The organism is Shinella sp. HY16, assembly GCF_028534175.1.
GTDB lineage: Bacteria > Pseudomonadota > Alphaproteobacteria > Rhizobiales > Rhizobiaceae > Shinella.
Window position 1 is genome coordinate 1,151,570 of record NZ_JAHYXL010000002.1, and the last position, 17,062, is coordinate 1,168,631.

Annotated in this window: 16 protein-coding genes; 2 read left to right on the top strand and 14 right to left on the bottom strand. The window is 62.9% G+C overall.

Annotation, left to right across the window (positions count from 1 at the left end):
- Nucleotides 1-266: 266 nt before the first annotated feature.
- Nucleotides 267-1,301 carry a helix-turn-helix transcriptional regulator gene (locus tag K0P03_RS25845; protein ID WP_050745857.1) on the top strand — a complete coding sequence of 345 codons (1,035 nt, stop codon included), beginning with the start codon at nt 267-269 and terminating at the stop codon, nt 1,299-1,301.
- A 123-nt stretch (nt 1,302-1,424) separates the two neighbouring features.
- On the opposite strand, the gene K0P03_RS25850 is transcribed toward K0P03_RS25845, so the two are convergent.
- The 8 genes from K0P03_RS25850 to K0P03_RS25885 form a co-directional block, all read right to left on the bottom strand.
- Nucleotides 1,425-2,858 (bottom strand): NAD(P)(+) transhydrogenase (Re/Si-specific) subunit beta, encoded by a 1,434-nt coding sequence (locus K0P03_RS25850; RefSeq protein WP_024270777.1) that lies wholly within the window; start codon nt 2,856-2,858, stop codon nt 1,425-1,427.
- Between the two features lie 19 nt (nt 2,859-2,877).
- On the bottom strand, nt 2,878-4,458 hold the full coding sequence (locus K0P03_RS25855) for a Re/Si-specific NAD(P)(+) transhydrogenase subunit alpha (RefSeq protein ID WP_023515219.1): 1,581 nt from the start codon (nt 4,456-4,458) through the stop codon (nt 2,878-2,880).
- 247 nt (nt 4,459-4,705) lie between these two features.
- On the bottom strand, nt 4,706-5,506 hold the full coding sequence (locus K0P03_RS25860; protein ID WP_024270776.1) for an ABC transporter ATP-binding protein: 801 nt from the start codon (nt 5,504-5,506) through the stop codon (nt 4,706-4,708).
- 50 nt (nt 5,507-5,556) lie between these two features.
- Nucleotides 5,557-6,327 (bottom strand): ABC transporter permease, encoded by a 771-nt coding sequence (locus K0P03_RS25865; RefSeq protein ID WP_024270775.1) that lies wholly within the window; start codon nt 6,325-6,327, stop codon nt 5,557-5,559.
- A 64-nt stretch (nt 6,328-6,391) separates the two neighbouring features.
- Nucleotides 6,392-7,387, bottom strand: a complete 996-nt coding sequence (locus K0P03_RS25870) for an ABC transporter substrate-binding protein (RefSeq protein ID WP_272791021.1) — start codon at nt 7,385-7,387, stop codon at nt 6,392-6,394.
- A 332-nt stretch (nt 7,388-7,719) separates the two neighbouring features.
- Complete coding sequence (locus K0P03_RS25875) at nt 7,720-8,718, bottom strand: CobW family GTP-binding protein (protein WP_023512508.1); 999 nt, start codon at nt 8,716-8,718, stop codon at nt 7,720-7,722.
- A gap of 2 nt (nt 8,719-8,720) precedes the next feature.
- A complete protein-coding gene (locus K0P03_RS25880) occupies nt 8,721-9,188 on the bottom strand; it encodes a RidA family protein (RefSeq protein WP_037407806.1) in 468 nt (155 codons plus the stop codon).
- 23 nt (nt 9,189-9,211) lie between these two features.
- Nucleotides 9,212-9,973 carry a GntR family transcriptional regulator gene (locus tag K0P03_RS25885; protein ID WP_245290396.1) on the bottom strand — a complete coding sequence of 254 codons (762 nt, stop codon included), beginning with the start codon at nt 9,971-9,973 and terminating at the stop codon, nt 9,212-9,214.
- 196 nt (nt 9,974-10,169) lie between these two features.
- Between K0P03_RS25885 and K0P03_RS25890 the strand changes: the two genes are divergently transcribed.
- Nucleotides 10,170-11,543 carry a cytosine deaminase gene (locus K0P03_RS25890; RefSeq protein WP_023512511.1) on the top strand — a complete coding sequence of 458 codons (1,374 nt, stop codon included), beginning with the start codon at nt 10,170-10,172 and terminating at the stop codon, nt 11,541-11,543.
- A gap of 78 nt (nt 11,544-11,621) precedes the next feature.
- On the opposite strand, the gene K0P03_RS25895 is transcribed toward K0P03_RS25890, so the two are convergent.
- The 6 genes from K0P03_RS25895 to K0P03_RS25920 are packed head-to-tail and all read right to left on the bottom strand — an operon-like array spanning nt 11,622 to nt 16,808.
- On the bottom strand, nt 11,622-12,611 hold the full coding sequence (locus tag K0P03_RS25895; protein WP_272791022.1) for an isochorismatase family protein: 990 nt from the start codon (nt 12,609-12,611) through the stop codon (nt 11,622-11,624).
- Nucleotides 12,611-12,808 (bottom strand): 2-hydroxymuconate tautomerase, encoded by a 198-nt coding sequence (locus tag K0P03_RS25900; RefSeq protein WP_018431063.1) that lies wholly within the window; start codon nt 12,806-12,808, stop codon nt 12,611-12,613. Before K0P03_RS25900 ends, K0P03_RS25895 begins: the two co-directional genes overlap by 1 nt.
- 1 nt (nt 12,809) lies before the next feature.
- Nucleotides 12,810-13,511, bottom strand: coding sequence for a resolvase (locus K0P03_RS25905; protein ID WP_245290395.1), 702 nt, complete (start codon nt 13,509-13,511; stop codon nt 12,810-12,812).
- Nucleotides 13,490-14,836, bottom strand: a complete 1,347-nt coding sequence (locus tag K0P03_RS25910) for a dihydroorotase (protein ID WP_023512514.1) — start codon at nt 14,834-14,836, stop codon at nt 13,490-13,492. The genes K0P03_RS25905 and K0P03_RS25910 overlap by 22 nt, the downstream gene beginning before the upstream one ends.
- Entirely contained in the window at nt 14,833-15,723 is an 891-nt protein-coding gene (locus K0P03_RS25915; RefSeq protein WP_023512515.1) for a dipicolinate synthase subunit DpsA, read from the bottom strand. The genes K0P03_RS25910 and K0P03_RS25915 overlap by 4 nt, the downstream gene beginning before the upstream one ends.
- The gene (locus K0P03_RS25920) at nt 15,720-16,808 is read right to left on the bottom strand and encodes an NAD/NADP octopine/nopaline dehydrogenase family protein (RefSeq protein WP_023512516.1); all 1,089 of its coding nucleotides are present in this window, start codon (nt 16,806-16,808) and stop codon (nt 15,720-15,722) included. The genes K0P03_RS25915 and K0P03_RS25920 overlap by 4 nt, the downstream gene beginning before the upstream one ends.
- Nucleotides 16,809-17,062 lie beyond the last annotated feature (254 nt).

A 17,062-nucleotide genomic window follows, 5' to 3' on the forward strand; every position in this document is an offset into this window, starting at 1 on the left:
GCAGCACGGCCCTCTCGGCTTGACACCGCGTACGTCTTTTTTGTCGCAACGGCAGGATTGTAGCAACGGGCCGGCGCGCATGAACAATCTATCCGTGCATCAAGCGAGCGCACTACAATTGTCTCGCCGCCTTTTGTCACCGCACTCGGCAAAAGGCCTTGCGATTCGGCCGGGCACCGGCAATCATGATGAAAACATGACGAACAGGCCGCGCGAGGCGCCCGACGTCAAATCTCCCGATCTACCAATGCGTCGAAGGGTTACGAATGGAACGCGTTATCGATCTGTCATCGCGTATCGACTATGAGATGCTTTTCGATCGGAAAACGGCGCAAACCTACTATGGCGTCGAGCCGGAGCCGGCCGGACGCTATTATGACGACGACCGCGGGATGGTGGTGCGTACCCATGTCGACGGCGGCCCGTTCCGCCAGGACCTGATCCAGTTCGAGCCGGACGTGCTCGCCTTTGCCGGCTTCGGCAGCCCGTTTCCGCTGCCCAATGTGCGCCATCATGTGCAGACCGTCGGCGACGAGGACTGGATTCACTTCACCCTCTGTCTGGATTCCGCGATCTGCGAGAACGTGCTCGGTCAGGAAGTGGTCGAGCAGGAGCGCTACGAATGCACGATCACACGCTATCCGGCCAAATCGGTGATCGACCGCATGTCGCGGCTCGACGGGCAATACAAGATCGCCTGTCTCTGGTTCAAACCGAACGCCCTCTTGAGAATGCTCGAAACGACGGAATCGCGCATTCCTGATGAGCTGTTCTGGCTGAAGGCAGGCCGGGTGGACCGCGTCCATCATGCATCGATACCGCTGACGACGCAGATGTATCACGCCGTTAACGACGTCCTGACGTGCAACTTTTCCGGCGGCGTGCGCCGGGCGTTCGTGCGCTCCAAATATCTGGAACTGCTGTCAACGATCTATCAGTCGCTGGTCGACCAGGCCAATCAGAAACGATCGTTCTGCGGCGATGGCGACCATCGCAAGGTCGAGGCGGTGGCGAGCTACCTCACGTCGAACCCCGCCTCGAAGGATTCGCTTGCCGATATCGCGCGGCGCGTCGGCATGAACCGCACCAAGCTCGTCACCACCTTCAAGGAGGTCTACGGCACCTCCGTCGAGGCCTATTGGCGCGACTGGCGCCTGCAGAAGGCGCGCGACCTGCTCGTCAACCGGCAGATGTCGGTGAGCGAGGTCGCCCAGCAGGTCGGCTATTCCGAAATCTCCGCCTTCACCCGCGCCTTCAGCAAACAGTTCGGCATCGCGCCGAAGAAATACCAGATGAAGTGAGCTTTCCGGGCGCGATGCCTTCGGCAAGGCCGGCGACCGACGATGATACAAGCGGTCGCCGAACCATATAGGTTCCCAGCGAATGCAGACCTCCTCCTTCCGCTGGGCGTCCCCGTCCTTGTGCTATGCCAGCGCCGGCAGGAGCTGATCGATGCTCTTCTTGGCGTCACCGTAGAACATACGGGTGTTGTCCTTGAAGAACAGCGGGTTCTCGATGCCGGAATAGCCCGTGCCCTGGCCGCGCTTGGACACGAACACCTGCTTGGCCTTCCAGACCTCGAGGACCGGCATGCCCGATATCGGCGAGTTGGGATCCTCCTGCGCGGCCGGGTTGACGATGTCGTTGGAGCCAATGACGATCACGACATCCGTATTCGGGAAGTCCTCGTTGATCTCGTCCATTTCCAGAACAATGTCGTAGGGCACCTTGGCTTCGGCAAGCAGCACGTTCATGTGGCCTGGCAGACGGCCAGCAACGGGATGGATGGCAAAGCGTACGGTCTTGCCGGCGGCGCGCAGCTTGCGCGTCAGTTCCGAGACCGACTGCTGGGCCTGCGCCACCGCCATGCCGTAGCCCGGCACGATAACGATGCTGTCAGCCTCGTTGAGCGCAGCGACCACGCCCTCGGCATCGATGGCGATCTGCTCGCCGGTGATCTCCATCGCCGGACCCGTCGCCGCACCGAAGCCGCCGAGGATGACGGAGACGAAGGAGCGGTTCATCGCCTTGCACATGATGTAGGAGAGGATCGCACCCGACGAGCCGACCAACGCGCCGGTGACGATCAAGAGATCGTTGCCGAGCGTGAAGCCGATGGCGGCGGCGGCCCAGCCGGAATAGCTGTTCAGCATGGAAACGACCACTGGCATGTCGGCGCCGCCGATGCCCATGATCAGATGGTAACCGATGAAGAAGGCGGCGAGCGTCATCAGGATGAGTGTCCACGCATCGGCACCTTGGACATAGAGCACGAGCAGGACGAGCGAGAGCAGCGCGGCGCCAGCGTTGAGCATATGGCCGCCCGGCAGTTTCCTGGCCTTGCCATCCACCTTTCCGGCCAGCTTGCCGAAGGCGACGACCGAGCCGGTGAAGGTGACCGCACCGATGAAGACACCCAGGAACACCTCGGCCTTCATGATCGACAGCTCAACAGGTTCCTTGTGGGCGAGGATGGCTGCAAAACCCGTCAGTGCGGAGCGTCCGGCCTCGTCAAGGCTCGCGACATGCGCCGCCTCCAGATGCGCGTTGAAACCGATGAAGACGGCAGCGAGACCGACGAAAGAGTGCAGCGCCGCAACGAGCTGCGGCATTTCCGTCATCTGCACGCGGGAGGCGACGAAGGCACCAAGCACCGCGCCGCCTGATATCATCAGCACGATGACGAACCAGTTGCCGACATCGGGTCCGAAGACCGTGGCGATGACGGCAAGGCCCATGCCCACAATGCCGTACCAGACGGCGCGCTTGGCGCTTTCCTGGCCGGAGAGCCCGCCAAGGGAGAGGATGAAGAGAATGGCTGCCGCAATATACGCGGCCGAAACGATACCGATCGTCATGATGAGGACCCTTGCGCGATCAGGATTTCTGGAACATGGCGAGCATGCGCCGGGTGACGAGGAAGCCGCCGACAATGTTGATCGTGGCGATCAGTACGGACAACGCCGAAAGCACCACCACCAGCAGGCTGCCGGAGCCGATCTGCATCAGCGCGCCAAGGATGATGATGCCCGAGACCGCGTTGGTAACGGCCATCAGCGGCGTGTGCAGCGAATGTGAGACGTTCCAGATGACCTGGAAGCCCACGAAGCAGGCGAGCACGAAGACGATGAAGTGGCTCATGAAGGCCGATGGTGCGAAGGCCCCGACGATGAGCAGCAGCGTCGTGCCGGCGACGAGCAGCGCAAGCTGGCTCTTCGTCTCGGCCTTGAAGGCGGCGGTTTCGGCCGCGCGCTTTTCCTCTGCCGTCAGTTCCTTGACTTTTTCCTTCGGCTTCTGCGCAGCGATCGCCGCGATCTTCGGCGGCGGCGGCGGGAAGGTGATCGTACCCTCGAAGGCAACGGTCGCCCCGCGGATGACATCGTCTTCCATGTTGTGGACGATCCTGCCGTCCTTGCCCGGCGTCAGGTCGGCCAGCATGTGGCGGATGTTGGTGGCATAGAGCGCCGAGGACTGCGCGGCCATGCGGCTCGGAAAGTCCGTGTAGCCGATGACGGTGACACCGTTGTCCGAGACGATCTTCTGGTCAGCGACCGTCAGGTCGCAATTGCCGCCACGCTCAGCCGCAAGATCGACGACCACGGAGCCCGGCTTCATCGCAGCAACCATGTCGGCCAACCACAGTTTCGGCGCATCGCGGCCGGGGATCAGCGCCGTCGTGATGACGATGTCCACCTTCGGGGCTAGCTCACGGAACTTGGCAAGCTGCTTCTCGCGGAACTCCGGCGAGGACGGGGCGGCATAACCGCCGGTCGCCGCGCCGTCCTGCGCACCACCATCGAAGTCGAGATAGACGAATTCCGCGCCCATACTCTCGATCTGTTCGGCCACTTCCGGACGCACGTCGAAGGCATAGGTCTGCGCGCCAAGCGAGGTCGCAACACCGATCGCCGCAAGGCCCGCGACGCCCGCGCCGATGACAAGAACCTTGGCCGGTGGCACCTTGCCGGCGGCCGTGATCTGGCCGGTGAAGAAACGGCCGAAATTGTTGCCGGCCTCTATCACCGCGCGGTAGCCGGCGATGTTGGCCATCGACGACAGCGCATCCATCTTCTGGGCGCGCGAGATGCGTGGTACCATGTCCATGGCGATGACGTTTGCACCCTTCGCCCGGGCCTGCTCCAGCAGTTCGCCGTTCTGGCCAGGATAGAAGAACGAGATCAGCGTCTGGCCCGCGGACAGAAGCTCGATCTCTCCGTTCAAAGGCGGACGGACCTTGACGATGACATCGCACGCCGCGACCAGCGCCGCCGCACTGTCGACCACCGTCACGCCCGCGGCGCGGTAGGCATCGTCTGATAGACCTGCCCCAAGCCCCGCACCCGCTTCGACAAAACACGTATGCCCCAGCTTTGCCAGTTGAACCGCGCTATCGGGCGTCAGCGCAACGCGCAGCTCTCCAATGGCCAGCTCCTTGAGAGCTCCAACCTTCTGTCCCATTTCACTTTCCGGCAGAGCCGGCCCTCTGATGTACGCGTGTATTTCGAAAAATCGCCGAGAGGTGAACGCACAGTGGAGACGTTCTCCCGCGATACGGCGTTCGGATCGGTGGAGCCAATCCAGATGTTCAGCTGCAATGCCCGCTAGCATCTTGCCTATGAAACGGCGATCACCGGCGATGCTGCGACCCTGTGCGCGCGAAAACGCGGCACACAAGGTCACCGAGACTTGCTCCTACCGGCGCGCCCTAGTGGGCGACCAGAATGCCCTTGGCCTCGAAGATATCGCGAATCTTGCGGACATAGCCGTGATAGTCCTTGTTCTCGTGTATCCGGCTCCACTGGCGGGGACGGGGCATATCGATGTTGAGATCAAGGTCGACGCGGCCCGGGCGAGGCGACATGACCAAAACGCGGTCCGCCAGGAACACCGCCTCGTCGATGCCGTGCGTGATGAAGAGCACCGTGTTGCCGAGCCGCATCCACATCGACTGGAGATCCATGATCATCTGTTCGCGCGTCAGCGCATCGAGCGCGCCGAACGGCTCGTCCATGAGCAGGAGGCCGGGCTCCTGGATCAGCGCACGGCAGATCGCCACGCGCTGGCGCATGCCGCCGGACAGTTCCGAGGGGTATTTGTTGCCGAACCCTTCAAGCCCCACCTGGGCCAGCAGTTCCTCAGCGCGGCTGCGGTATCGCGCGACATCCAGCCGTTTGATCTCGATGGGCAGCAGGATGTTTTCAAGTACGGTGCGCCAATAGAGAAGAAGGTCGGACTGGAAGACGACACCGATCTTGGGATGCGGCTTGACGATGGTCTCCCCATCGATGGCGATCGTACCAGTCGATGCGCCCGTCAGGCCAGCCAGCAGCGACAGAAGCGTGCTCTTGCCGCAACCGCTCGGGCCGACCACGGCAACAAAGGTGCCGGGCTCGAATTTGAGGTCGATCTTTTCGAGCGCTACGACATCTTCGTCTTCACGCGTCTTGTAGATTTTCGAGAGCCGGGAGATGTCGACCGCCGCACCCGCCTGGACAATAGCATTCATGGGACTACCTCACTGAATCTTCTTTGCTTCGGACCGCCCAGAGGGTCGCCCTACTTGGTGTCGCGCTTGTAGGTGACGCGGCTTTCGACGAAATCGATGACGAAATAGAGCATCACGCCCAGGCCGGAGATGGCAACGACAGTCGCAAAATTCAGCGTGGTATCGAACAGCGAATTGGCCTGGAGCTGCAGGTAGCCGAGGCCGCGTTCGGCGGCGACGTATTCGCCGATGACCGCCCCGATCACGGCAAGCGACACCGCCACCTTGAAGCCGCCGAAGATGTTCGGCAGAGCCGCCGGCAGACGCACCTTGAAGAAAGTCTGCCATTCGCTGGCGCCCATGGAGCGGACGAGGTTGACGAGGTTTTTGTCCAGCGCCTGGAGCCCCACCACCGTCGAGATGACAATGGGAAAGAAGGAGATCAGAAAGGCGAGCGTGATCTTCGGGGCCCAGCCATAACCCAGATACAGCACCAGCAGTGGCGCCAGCGCCACCTTCGGCACGGTCTGAAGCGCGACCAGGATCGGATAGATGGCACGCTCGAATGCGCGCGAGTAGAAGATCGCGAGCGCCAGAGGAATGCCGACGAGCACGCCCATCGCAAATCCGGAAACGACTTCGAACAGGGTCACGTAGGCATGGCTGGCGAGCAGAGGAAGCTCGTTGACGATACGCGTCGCAATTGCCACCGGCGTCGGCAGGACGAATTCCGAAAGTCCGGAAAGCGGAACCAGGATCTGCCAGGCCGCAAGCAATACGGTTGCGAGAATGATCGCCGAATAGCGTTCAAGCCACGACCCCCGCGATTTTTTCCTGCGCATGATCTTATCCTGTTTTGACTGGGCGCGATCGGCGCCGAATACATTCGTGCTCGCCACCTTAGCCTCACTGCGTCAGAAGTTCGTTGGTAAAGAAGGTCGATGCCGGCTTGGGATCGCCGATCTCCTCGGTGCTGCCGACGAGTTTCAGCGCATCGCCGATTGCCTTCTCGTCGACCCAGCCGACGGGCGTGCCGCTCGACGGTGCGTGGATCGATGCCGATGTCGCCTCGATCTGCCGCTGGACGACCTTGTCCGAGGGGCCGGCCTGCCAGACAGCCTTGAGGGCTGCGGTGGCCGCGGCCGGATCGCTCCGCGTCATCTCGATCGCCTTGGCATTGGCTGCAAGGAAGCTCTTCAGCGCTGTCGCCTTTTCGGCAATGCCGGCATCACTCGCCACCACCGCCATGCCGGGAATGGCAAGGCCGTATTCGGCCATGTCAAGCGTGGGGAAAGTCTGGCCGGTCTTGTCTTCGAGCACGGGCAGGTCGTTGGTCTTGTAGACGCTGACCACGTCAACCTGGCCCTGCAGGAACTGTGGGACGCGGGACTGGGAATCCATCTGGACCTTCGAGACCTTGCTGCAATCCACCTGGTTGATTTCACAGAAGGCGTTGAGATAGGACGTGCCGGTCTCACCGACCGCATGCGCGATGGTCTTGCCTTCCAAGTCCTTCGGCGTCTTCACCGCCTTTTCTGCGTGCGAGATGAGCGCAATCGGCGACTCCGGCTGGTAGAGTGCGATGATCTTGACCGGCATCCCCTTCTGGATGGCGGAAATGGCAAAGATGCCCGGCAGGATGACAACATCCTCCTGGCCCTGGATCAGCGAACCAAGTGCTGCCTGCGAGCCGGCGCCTTCGCCAAGCTTGAGGGTGACACCAGCATCCTTGTAGATGCCTTTCTGTTCACCGAGATAGAAGAAACCGTACTCGCCCTTCAGCTTCCAGCTGAAGCGGACCTTCACTTCCTCGGCCATTGCACCCTGGCTGGCCACAAGCGTGGCGATAGCGGTCGTCGCGACGAGTGCGGCTCCGCGAATGACACGTCTGACATGCATCATTTCACTCCTCCCTAGCGGACGCCCGCTGGCGCCCTGTTGGCTTCCTGCCTCATTCATTCCCCAAGAACTGAGCCGGGGCCTCCTACCCATTTGCTCAATTCTTGATCTCATAGTGTGATCACACATTGGGATTGTCAAGTAAAGAATCTGCGAGAAATCGCATGATGCTCCCGATGAGGCACGCGCACGGGCGGCAGCCTCGCATATCCTTCAATATACGGAAATCGCTTGGAAATTTTAACCGAACGCCGCCATCACCACCCTCCGTTGCGGGAGCGTGATGCATGTTGCCGGCCTCCGCCGGCGGGACCTCCACGAGGCCACCTCTCACGTCAGGATGTCGAGGCGAAAATGCTCGACAATGCGTTCTCAATGGCCGAACGGCTGAGATCCCTGGCTATGAACACCAGCCATCCGCCCGAAACGCCATCCGGCCAGCGTGGCAGATATTCGGGCGGGTAAACGACGTGCTGGACCCCGTGAATGACCACGGGGCGAGGATCGCCCGCGACGGACAAGAGGCCCTTGACCCGCAAAATGGACTGGCCGCGACTGGCGAGCAACAATTCCAGCCAATCGACGAAGGCCGGCCAATCCACGGCGGCCGCGACGTCGACGACGAAGGTCTCGACGCCGGCGCTGTGTCGGCCGTAAAGCGGCTGCTCGGAAACGTCGAGATAACGTGGGCGTTCGTCCCCCGCCCTCTCGAAAAGCGCGCCGGCGCCCGGCATCTTCGCCTTGCTGGAAACGAGTTGGCCGACCGTCGGATTGATCGCAGCGATATCATTGCGGAGCGCGTCGAGCCGCCAGGGCTCGGCGAGATCGGACTTCGTCACCACGACGCGATCGGCCAGCGCCACCTGCTGAACGGCTTCGGCGAAGCGGGCGATCGTGCCTGCGCCACCGACCCCATCGACCGTAGAAACGATCGTGCCTGCACGGTAGCCACGCCGCAACCGCAGGTCACTCATCACCGCCTGCATGATCGGCGCAGGATCGGCAAGCCCCGTCGTCTCGACGACGACGCGGCGAAATGGCTCCACCTCCCCACGGCGCACCATCTCGAACATATCGGCAAGCGTCGAGACCAGATCGTCCCGTACGGCGCAGCACAGACAGCCCGAGGACAAGAGCACGGCATCTTCCGACACTTCGCGCACCAGGAGGTGATCAAGGCCGACCTCGCCGAACTCATTGATCACGACGGCGGTATCGGCGAAATCCGGTTCGCCCAGCAGATGGCGAAGAAAGGTGGTCTTGCCGCTGCCGAGAAAGCCCGTCAGGACATGCACGGGAATGCGATCATCCTGGGCGGAGGCAGCGGGTTGCATGGTCAGACCACCTCGAAGATCGCGTCGATCTCCACCGGCACATTGCGCGGCAGCGAATAACAGCCGACGGCGGCGCGGGCATGGCGCCCCGCCTCACCGAAAACCGCGACCATCAGATCGGATGCGCCATTGATGACTTTCGGATGGTCCTTGAAATCCGGCTCGGCATTGACGAATCCGCCCAGCCGGATCACGCCGACAACGCGATCAAGATCACCGTCCAGCGCCGCCTTGAGCTGAGCAAGAATGTTCACGGCGCACAGGCGCGCCGCCGCTTGGCCATCCTCGACCGAGAAGTCGGAACCAAGCTTGCCGGTGAACTTGTCCTTGCCGCCCTCGCCCGGCACCTGGCCGGAAATATAGACCTGGCTGCCATGGCGGCGCGCCGGCACATAATTGGCGAGCGGCGCCGTCGTCGCCGGCAGTACGATGCCCAGGCTTGCCAGTTTTTCGTCGATCTTCCCCACCACGATGCGCTCCTCCCGGCAGTGTGTCAGTAGTCGAATTGCAGCTCCGGCCCATGCGCGAAGGGTAGCTCCAGCCCCTGTGGGCCGGCGACGCTGACCAGGGCCTTGCAGGTGGTGCGGATGTCGTGGACAATGCCCTTCTTGGCCGCCGCGGCGTTCTTGTCCTTCAGGGCCGCCAGAATGCTCTGGTGGTCCGATGCATTCCACGGCATCGAAGGGATGAGCAGCGACATGTACATGGTCGGCCCGAACTGCAGCCACAACGACTCAATCAGCGGCATCAGGACCTCGCTGTCCGCCGCGTGGTAGAGCGTGAAGTGGAATTTCTGGTTGGATGAAAGGCAGTTCAGGATGTCGCGTTTTTCGATGGCCACCAGAAGCTGCTTGTTGATCGCTGACAGCTCGTCCGCCAATCCCGCTGGGGCCTTCTTTACGGCAAGCTCTGTCGCCATGCCCTCCAGCATCTCCCGGATCGTGAACAGCTCGGTCAGCTTTTCGGGCCGCAACCTCGGCACGCGGACCGAACCGCCCTTGGTCTCCTCCAGAGCGTTGGCGGCGACGAGACGGCTGAGCACTTCGCGCACCGGCATCGGGCTGGTGCCGAGCCCGACAGCCAGCTTGCGCAGGCTCATCACCTGCCCCGGCAGGAAAGCGCCAACCATGAGGCCGCGGCGCATGTAGCGAAGAACATGTTCATGGACATGGCCGCGCGCCGGCTTTTCGGCAGCGTCGCTGTTGGCCTCGTTTTCCGGCTTCTTGATCGGCATCTTGTCTTCAGACTCCGTCATCTCGTCTAAAATCTGCGATCCGCCCGAAGGCCAACCCCGCCACACCAACCCGTCTCAGGGATTGACAGGTGGAATTTGTGATCTCACATTGTGATCAATAAACGACTTTTCATCAGACGGCAACCGTTAACTGTCCGACCGTTCGACAGACGCTGCGGAGGAAAAGTCGCCTGACACTCCAGTGGGAGAATGAGACATGGCTGCGACCGTTTCCGACCAATCTGCCCTGCGCGCCCATCTAGACCGTACCGCCAACCTCGGCCGCTATGTGCTGCGCAACGTGAGGCTTCATACGGCGACCACGAGGACGGACGCTGCCACTGCGGCGGGCAATGCATTCTTCCTCGCCGATGTGAATGTAGAGAACGGTAGAATATTAGCAATCACGCCCGCGCAACCTCACATCCTTGCCGCCGGCAACGCAGATCTGCCATCGATCGACGCTGGCGGGCGTGTCGCGCTGCCGACTTTCGTCGATTGCCATACGCATCTCGACAAGGGCCATATCCTGCCGCGCACGCCCGCGGCAGACGGTACGTTCGACGGCGCGCTGGCGGCGACGCGCAGCGACCGCACGGCGCGATGGTCAGCCGACGACCTCGGCAAGCGCATCGACTTCGCCCTCCGCTCCGCCTTTCACTACGGCACATCGGCCATCCGCACGCATCTCGATTCACAGCCACCGCAGGGCAGAATCTCCTGGCCCCTGTTCACGGAACTCCGCCAGCATTGGCACGGGCGGATCGCGTTGCAGGGGTCCTGCCTGTTCCCGATCGACATGGCACGGGACGATACGTTCCTGCGCGATATCGCCGAGCGTGTCGCCAATGCCGGAGGGATCCTCGGTGCCGTCGCCTACCCGGTACCCGATATCGATCATCTGCTCGACCGGATGTTCCACGCCGCCTCACAATACGGCCTCGACCTCGACTTCCATGCCGACGAGACCGCCGATCCGGCCGCCGACGCGCTGCGCCGCATCGCCGAAACGGCCCTGCGTTCGTCCTTCGAAAAGAAGATAACGGTCGGGCACTGCTGCTCTCTGGCCATGCAAGAACCTTCAGTCGTCGACGCGACGCTCGACAAGGTCGCGGCGGCCGGCATCAACGTCGTGGCGCTGCCGACCTGCAACCTCTACCTTCAGGACCGCAGAACCGACGGCACGACACCGCGCTGGCGTGGCGTCACCCTCCTGCATGAAATGAAACAGCGCGGAATAGCCGTCGCGCTCGCCTCGGACAACACGCGCGACCCCTTCAATTCCTACGGGGATCTCGACATGCTGGAGACGTTCCGCCTCGGCACGCGCGTCCTCCATCTCGATCATCCCCATGGCGACTGGATCGAGGCTGTCTGCACGACACCGGCCCGGATCATGCGCCTCGACGGCCACGGCATCATCGCAGCGGGGCAACCGGCCGACCTGATCCTTTTCGAGGGGCGCTCCTGGTCGGAAGTCCTCTCCCGGGCGGAGAGCAACCGCATCGTCATCCGAAACGGCTCGCCGATCTCCACGCCCCTTCCCGCCTATGCGGAGCTTGATGCGCTGGAGGGGTTGGCGCCCGGCTGAAGCGCCGGACCTGCCAAGAAGAAAACCCCGCCCGGTCAGGCGAGGTTCCCCAAAACATTCCGACCGTCTTCAAGCAGATCAGGCCGTCGCGCCGACCTGATAGAGCTCCACCTTCGTACCATCAGGGTCGGCGATATAGATCGTCAGCCCATAGGGGCCGTCGTGAAGGTCGGTAAAGTAGCGGACGCCGGCTTTCCTCAGCTTCGCATCCATGGCCCGCACATCGTTGACCTCGAAGGCGATATGGTCGAGCTGGCGATGTTCAGACGTCTTGCCGTGGATGAGCGCAATGCCCTGATGGAAGGCGGTGAAGGGGCGGCCGTCGGCGAGCGGCTTGGCCGGGCGGATCGTGAAGCCGAGCAGGTTCGTGTAGAAATCGACCGACGTGACGATATCGTCGACCATGATCAACTGGTGGCCGTAGTTCGTCACGCGCGGCTTGACCTGTTCGCCGATCCAGTCGAGCACTTCGGAAGAGGGAGCGATCTCGCAGAAGTACTGCTTCCACACCTGCTTGGCCGTCGCCTCCCAATCGGCGTTCACCCCCGAAATGCAGTCATCGACCGCGATGACATCGAGATCGCGCAGGTAGGCTTCGCGGATCGAGGTCTCCACGCAGGCATTGGTGGTCGCTCCGGCAACGAAGAGATGCTGGGTGCCCAACATCTTCAGCATCATCTCGAGACGCGTCTCGTAGAACGCGCCGAAGCGATGTTTGCGGATGACGAAGGCCGGATCGAAATCCGCAAGGTCCTTCAGCTCGTCGATGATCTGCTCGTCCCAGGTTCCCGCGAGCGCCGAAACACGCTTGCGGCGCGCGGTATGGCCGAGAAGCTTCTTCTTGGCACGGTTGTGGTCGATCGCAAAATGCTCCTGCATCGTCCAGATGACCGGGATACCCGTGTCCTGGCAACGCTTGATGAGCTTGGCCAGCGGCGGCACGATGGACGAGAGCCGCTTGGTATCGACGCCGGAAACCCCCAGCGTCCCCTGCTCGTGAATAAAGGCATTCTGCAGGTCGATGACCAGAAGCGCCGACTTGCGATAGTCGAGGGTTTCCAGGGTCATCACTTGTGCTCCACCATGTCGATGCCGAGCACGCCGCCGCGCCCCCAGCTATCCTTGGGCGTCTCGTGGATCACCACATGCAGGTGGTCCGGCTTGCAGGCGGCCTCTTCGACCATGGCCTTGGTGATGGCCTTCACGAGGTTGCGCTTCTGCTCGACGGTGCGCCCCTCCCACATTTCGACGACGACGAATGGCATTTTATGTCTCCTCTCTTTCAGCAGGCATGGCGCCGGAGGCCCAGACGGGCACGGCGGACGCAAAGCCCGAAACCAGATCATTGTTGGCCCGGTCGGCGCCGGAAAGCAGCCAGAGCGGGCGGTTCGAATAGTTCACCAGGACCTGCTCTTCCATGCAGGCCCGGTTGGCGGGGTGCGCGGGATCGCGCACGAAGCGGCTCGTCGCCGGCATCAGCCGGATCACGTAAAGCGGTTCTGCATCCGCAAGGCCGCGAAGCGCGGCGGGCCCCATCGCCTCGAGCAACACGGCCCGCGGAACAGGATTTTCTCCGGCGATGGGCACGAGCACCACGGCGCCGGCGAGCGGCGCGATCGGCCAGTACCGGCCTTCCCGGTGCTGATCCAGAAATGCGCGGTATCGGCCCGCCTCGACGAAGAGTTCACTGTCCCAAAGAATGATGTCGGCGCCGAGCACGCTTCTTGCCGCTTCGACGACACGATCGCTTTCGCACAGTTCGAGGAAGGCCCAGGGGTCGGTCAGGGCGATGCCGTGACCCCAGGGATTGTGGATCCCCGACAGCCTCTCCTGGCGGATCGACGCCTTGCGGCCGACGATCCTGGCAACGGCCTCGCGCACCGGCAACCGTGCTGGTGTCAATGAGACGCGACCGGCGAGGTCGAGATGGTCGGGGATCGCCATGGTCATGCCGGCACGGTCACGCAACGGCCGCGGCCGTAGTGCCGCTCGTCGACCGCGCCGTTTTCATAGACGACCTCGCCGCGCGCGACCGTCATCACCGGCCAGCCCTTCAGGGTCCAGCCCTCATAGATGCAGGTGCCCTTGCCCGTATGCTCGACCGTGCGCTCCTCATCGAGATCGACAAGCACGAGGTCCGCGTCGAAGCCGACGTCGATATGGCCCTTGCGCGGCCAGAGGCCGAAACGGCGCGCCGGATTGAACGAATTGAGCTCGACCAGACGGCTCAGCGGCAGCCCGCGCTGGTGCACACCGAAATGCAGCATCAGCGACAGCTCCCACGGGAAGCTGACGACACCGGGAAACTCCGTCCAGAGATCCTCGAGCTTCTTGGGCAGGAACGGCACATGGTCGGTGCCAAGGCTGTAGACCGAGCCGTTGAGCATGCCGGCCCACAGGCCTTCCAGTTCGTTGCGGTCGCGCAGCGGCGGCGAGATCTTCGCGCGCATGTCGAGATCGTCGTCGTAGCAGGTACGCGTCAGGTAGTGCGGGCAGGTTTCCACCGTGACATGGATGCCGCGGGCCTGCGCCTCGGCGGCGAGGACCGGCCCCATGCCGACCGACGTGTGCACGAGATGCAGGGAGCAACCGGTCTTCTCGGCGAGGAAGATCATGCGCCGGATCGTTTCGACCTCGCAGAAGGCCGGTCGCGATTCCGTATAGGCACCGAGGTCCTGGCGTCCGGTCGCAGCGATCTCCTTCTTGATCCACGAGGCGATCTGGGTGTTCTCGCAGTGCACGTTGATCACCGCGCCGGGGATCTTCGACAGGATGCGCATGGCGGCATAGACCCAGCCATCCGTCGCCGGGACGATGCCGATCGGGTTGTCGGGCTCATAGCCGAAATAGCACTTGAAGGATTTTACGCCGGTCTTGGCAACGATCTCGGGGATCTCGGCGATGTGCTCCTCGCGCTGGATGCCGAAGTGGAAGCCGAAGTCGATGACCGCATTCTCCTCGCCGAGCGCCTTGCGCTCCTCGTAGAACGGCAGGTAGGATTCCTTCAAGTTGCGGATATAGAGCAGCGCCGTCGTTACGCCGCCGGAGGCAGCGGCGGCCGTCTCGGTCCGCATGTCCTCCGGGAACGGAAACTTCACGCCGAGATGGCAATGCGGATCGATCAGGCCCGGCATCAGCACCCGGCCCCCGGCATCGATGGTGCGGGCGGCGTCCGGCAGGACTTCGTCGGCGCCGGTCAGCACGATCTTGCCGGCCTTGACCGCAACCCCGCCGAAGTACTCACCATCGTGGCGAACCACGCGCGCGTTCTTGATAACCAGATCCGCCTTCATTGCTTTTGCTCCAATATGCCTTCGATGCGCCTGCTGATGCCGGTCCACTGGCTGCGTCCGACGGTGATCGGCGCGCGCGCCCCCATGCCCCGGGCCCAGACGGCCTTCAGCCCCAGTTCACCAGCCGTCTCGCGATCGATCGTTCCGGGCGGAGCCGCCACGTCCACCAGAAGCGCATGCTTGGGCAGGAGTTCGAGCTGTTGACGTCCCATCAGGCGTTTCGGGACACTGCCGATGACGATATCCATTCGGGGCAGGTAGTCGGGCAGCTCCTCCAGTGTCAGCGACTGTGCGCCGGCCGCATAGGCGGCGGCCCGCTGCACGGGGTTTCGCGCCGCGACATGGACGTGCGCGCCGAGCGCCACCAGCGTGTTGGTCAGCAACGAGCCGATGGTACCCTGCCCCACGAGCATGACGTTCGACTTGTGAATGGTGATCTGCGTGTTCTCGATGATCACCTTCAGCACACCCTCGACGATCGCCGGCCCACGCAGCAGCATCAGATCGACGTCCCACTCATATTCGTGCAGGGTGATGCCGAGCGCTTCACAATGCCCCTTCAGATTGGCATCGGCCCAGCCGAGGATGATGTGGCCCGGCTTGTTCATGCCCGCGAGCATGTCGTGCGTCGGAATGATCGTCTCTGGGCACTTCGGGGCAAACAACGCGCCCTCCGCCGTGATGCCGGGGATCGGGAAGAGCGCGATGTCGGCCCCCCTCAGCGCATCGGCCGCGTCCCTGGCGTGGTAGACGCCCTCGATGCCTTCGTCCGGCCAGGGGAAACCATAGGCGCGGACGGTCGCGCCGGCCCGCAAAGCGCAGCGAGCGATCTCCTGTTCGCGGGCATCCCCGGCGACGACCGCGATGACGGTGTTCTTCCAGCTCATTTCGCCCTCACCTTCTCGATCACCTGATCCTTGTTCATCCCTGCAATGCCCATGGCCTCGGCGGTACGGCCGCCCTCGCGATAGTTGGCACCGACCGCGATCTGCGCCAGACTGTAGAGGGAATGGGCCACCGGCGTCTCAACGCCGGCGATCCGCGCGAATTCCAGGAACGGCAGGAGGCCGTGGCCGAAATCCTCCTTGTAGTAACGGTATTCCAGCGAGTCTGGGCCCTTGATGCGCTTGTTGGCCTCGCCGCCGGCAATCGCCGCCCGGTAGTCGCTGGTGTCAACCACATCCGCCTCCACCGTGCCGAGAAGCTTCATCTCCTCAATCAGGTTCGGCAGTTCGTGCCCGAAGGCACTGGCCACCGCCAGCCGCTCCTCGTCAAGCTGCTTCATGACGCGCGCGACACCGGGGGTCATGGCATCGACATAGAAGGTGAAACTGCCGCCCGTCGCCTCGACCCAGGCGGCCGCCAGCACGGCACCCGGCGGGTGCAGGACCATGTTGACATTGGAAAGGTCCGAGGCGATGACGTCGGCAACGGGATCAAGGCCCGGAAAGAGCGTGCCGGCAATTTCAAGAACTTCCGCCCCTCCCTTCAGGGCAGCCGCCTTGAGCCGCTTGGCCCGCCCGGAGACGCTCACGCCGTCCGGCCGATATTTGCGCGCCACATAGGTTAGTGTCGAGAACTCGACGACAGCCGGCGCGGCACGCCCGCTGCGCGTGAAAGTCTGCGCAAATTCCAGCGCGCCGCCAGTGTGGCCCGGATTGAGGATGACGGGGCTGGACGAAGGCCAGCCTGCAGCGGCGAGCGCTGCCGCAATCGGCGAATGCGAAAACGTGGGCAAAGCCACCACCGCGACATCAACGCCTGTGATCGCCGCCTTGAGGTCGGTGGTGATCAGCGCCGGCCTGGCGACACCCTCGCCGAGCTTGCCGTCATGAGCGACGCCGCCGAGTTTGACATGCGGCTCCAGCGTTTCCGCCGACCGCGCCCAGAAATGCACGTCGTGCCCCGCCTGAACCAGCTCCGCAACCGAGGCCGCCCCTCCGGCGCCTGCACCTAGTACTGCTACCTTCATTCTCTCCTCCCGGGGGAAGCGGGGAAAACACCCCCGTCCCATGCCTGAAGCGGGCTCGTTTTCCCGCCTCCACTGGTTGCTCCTCAACAACTTTGATCACACTTTATGATCACACATAGAATTGTCAAGCAGAAGAATGTGCTTTCGCATTCTCAAATCGTCGACCGTCAGAAGCCGTTTCCAACATGTGGCGTGCGCCAGGCACTCACCCTTTCCAGACAAATCCTCGACTATCGGCAAGGCCGGCATTCGCA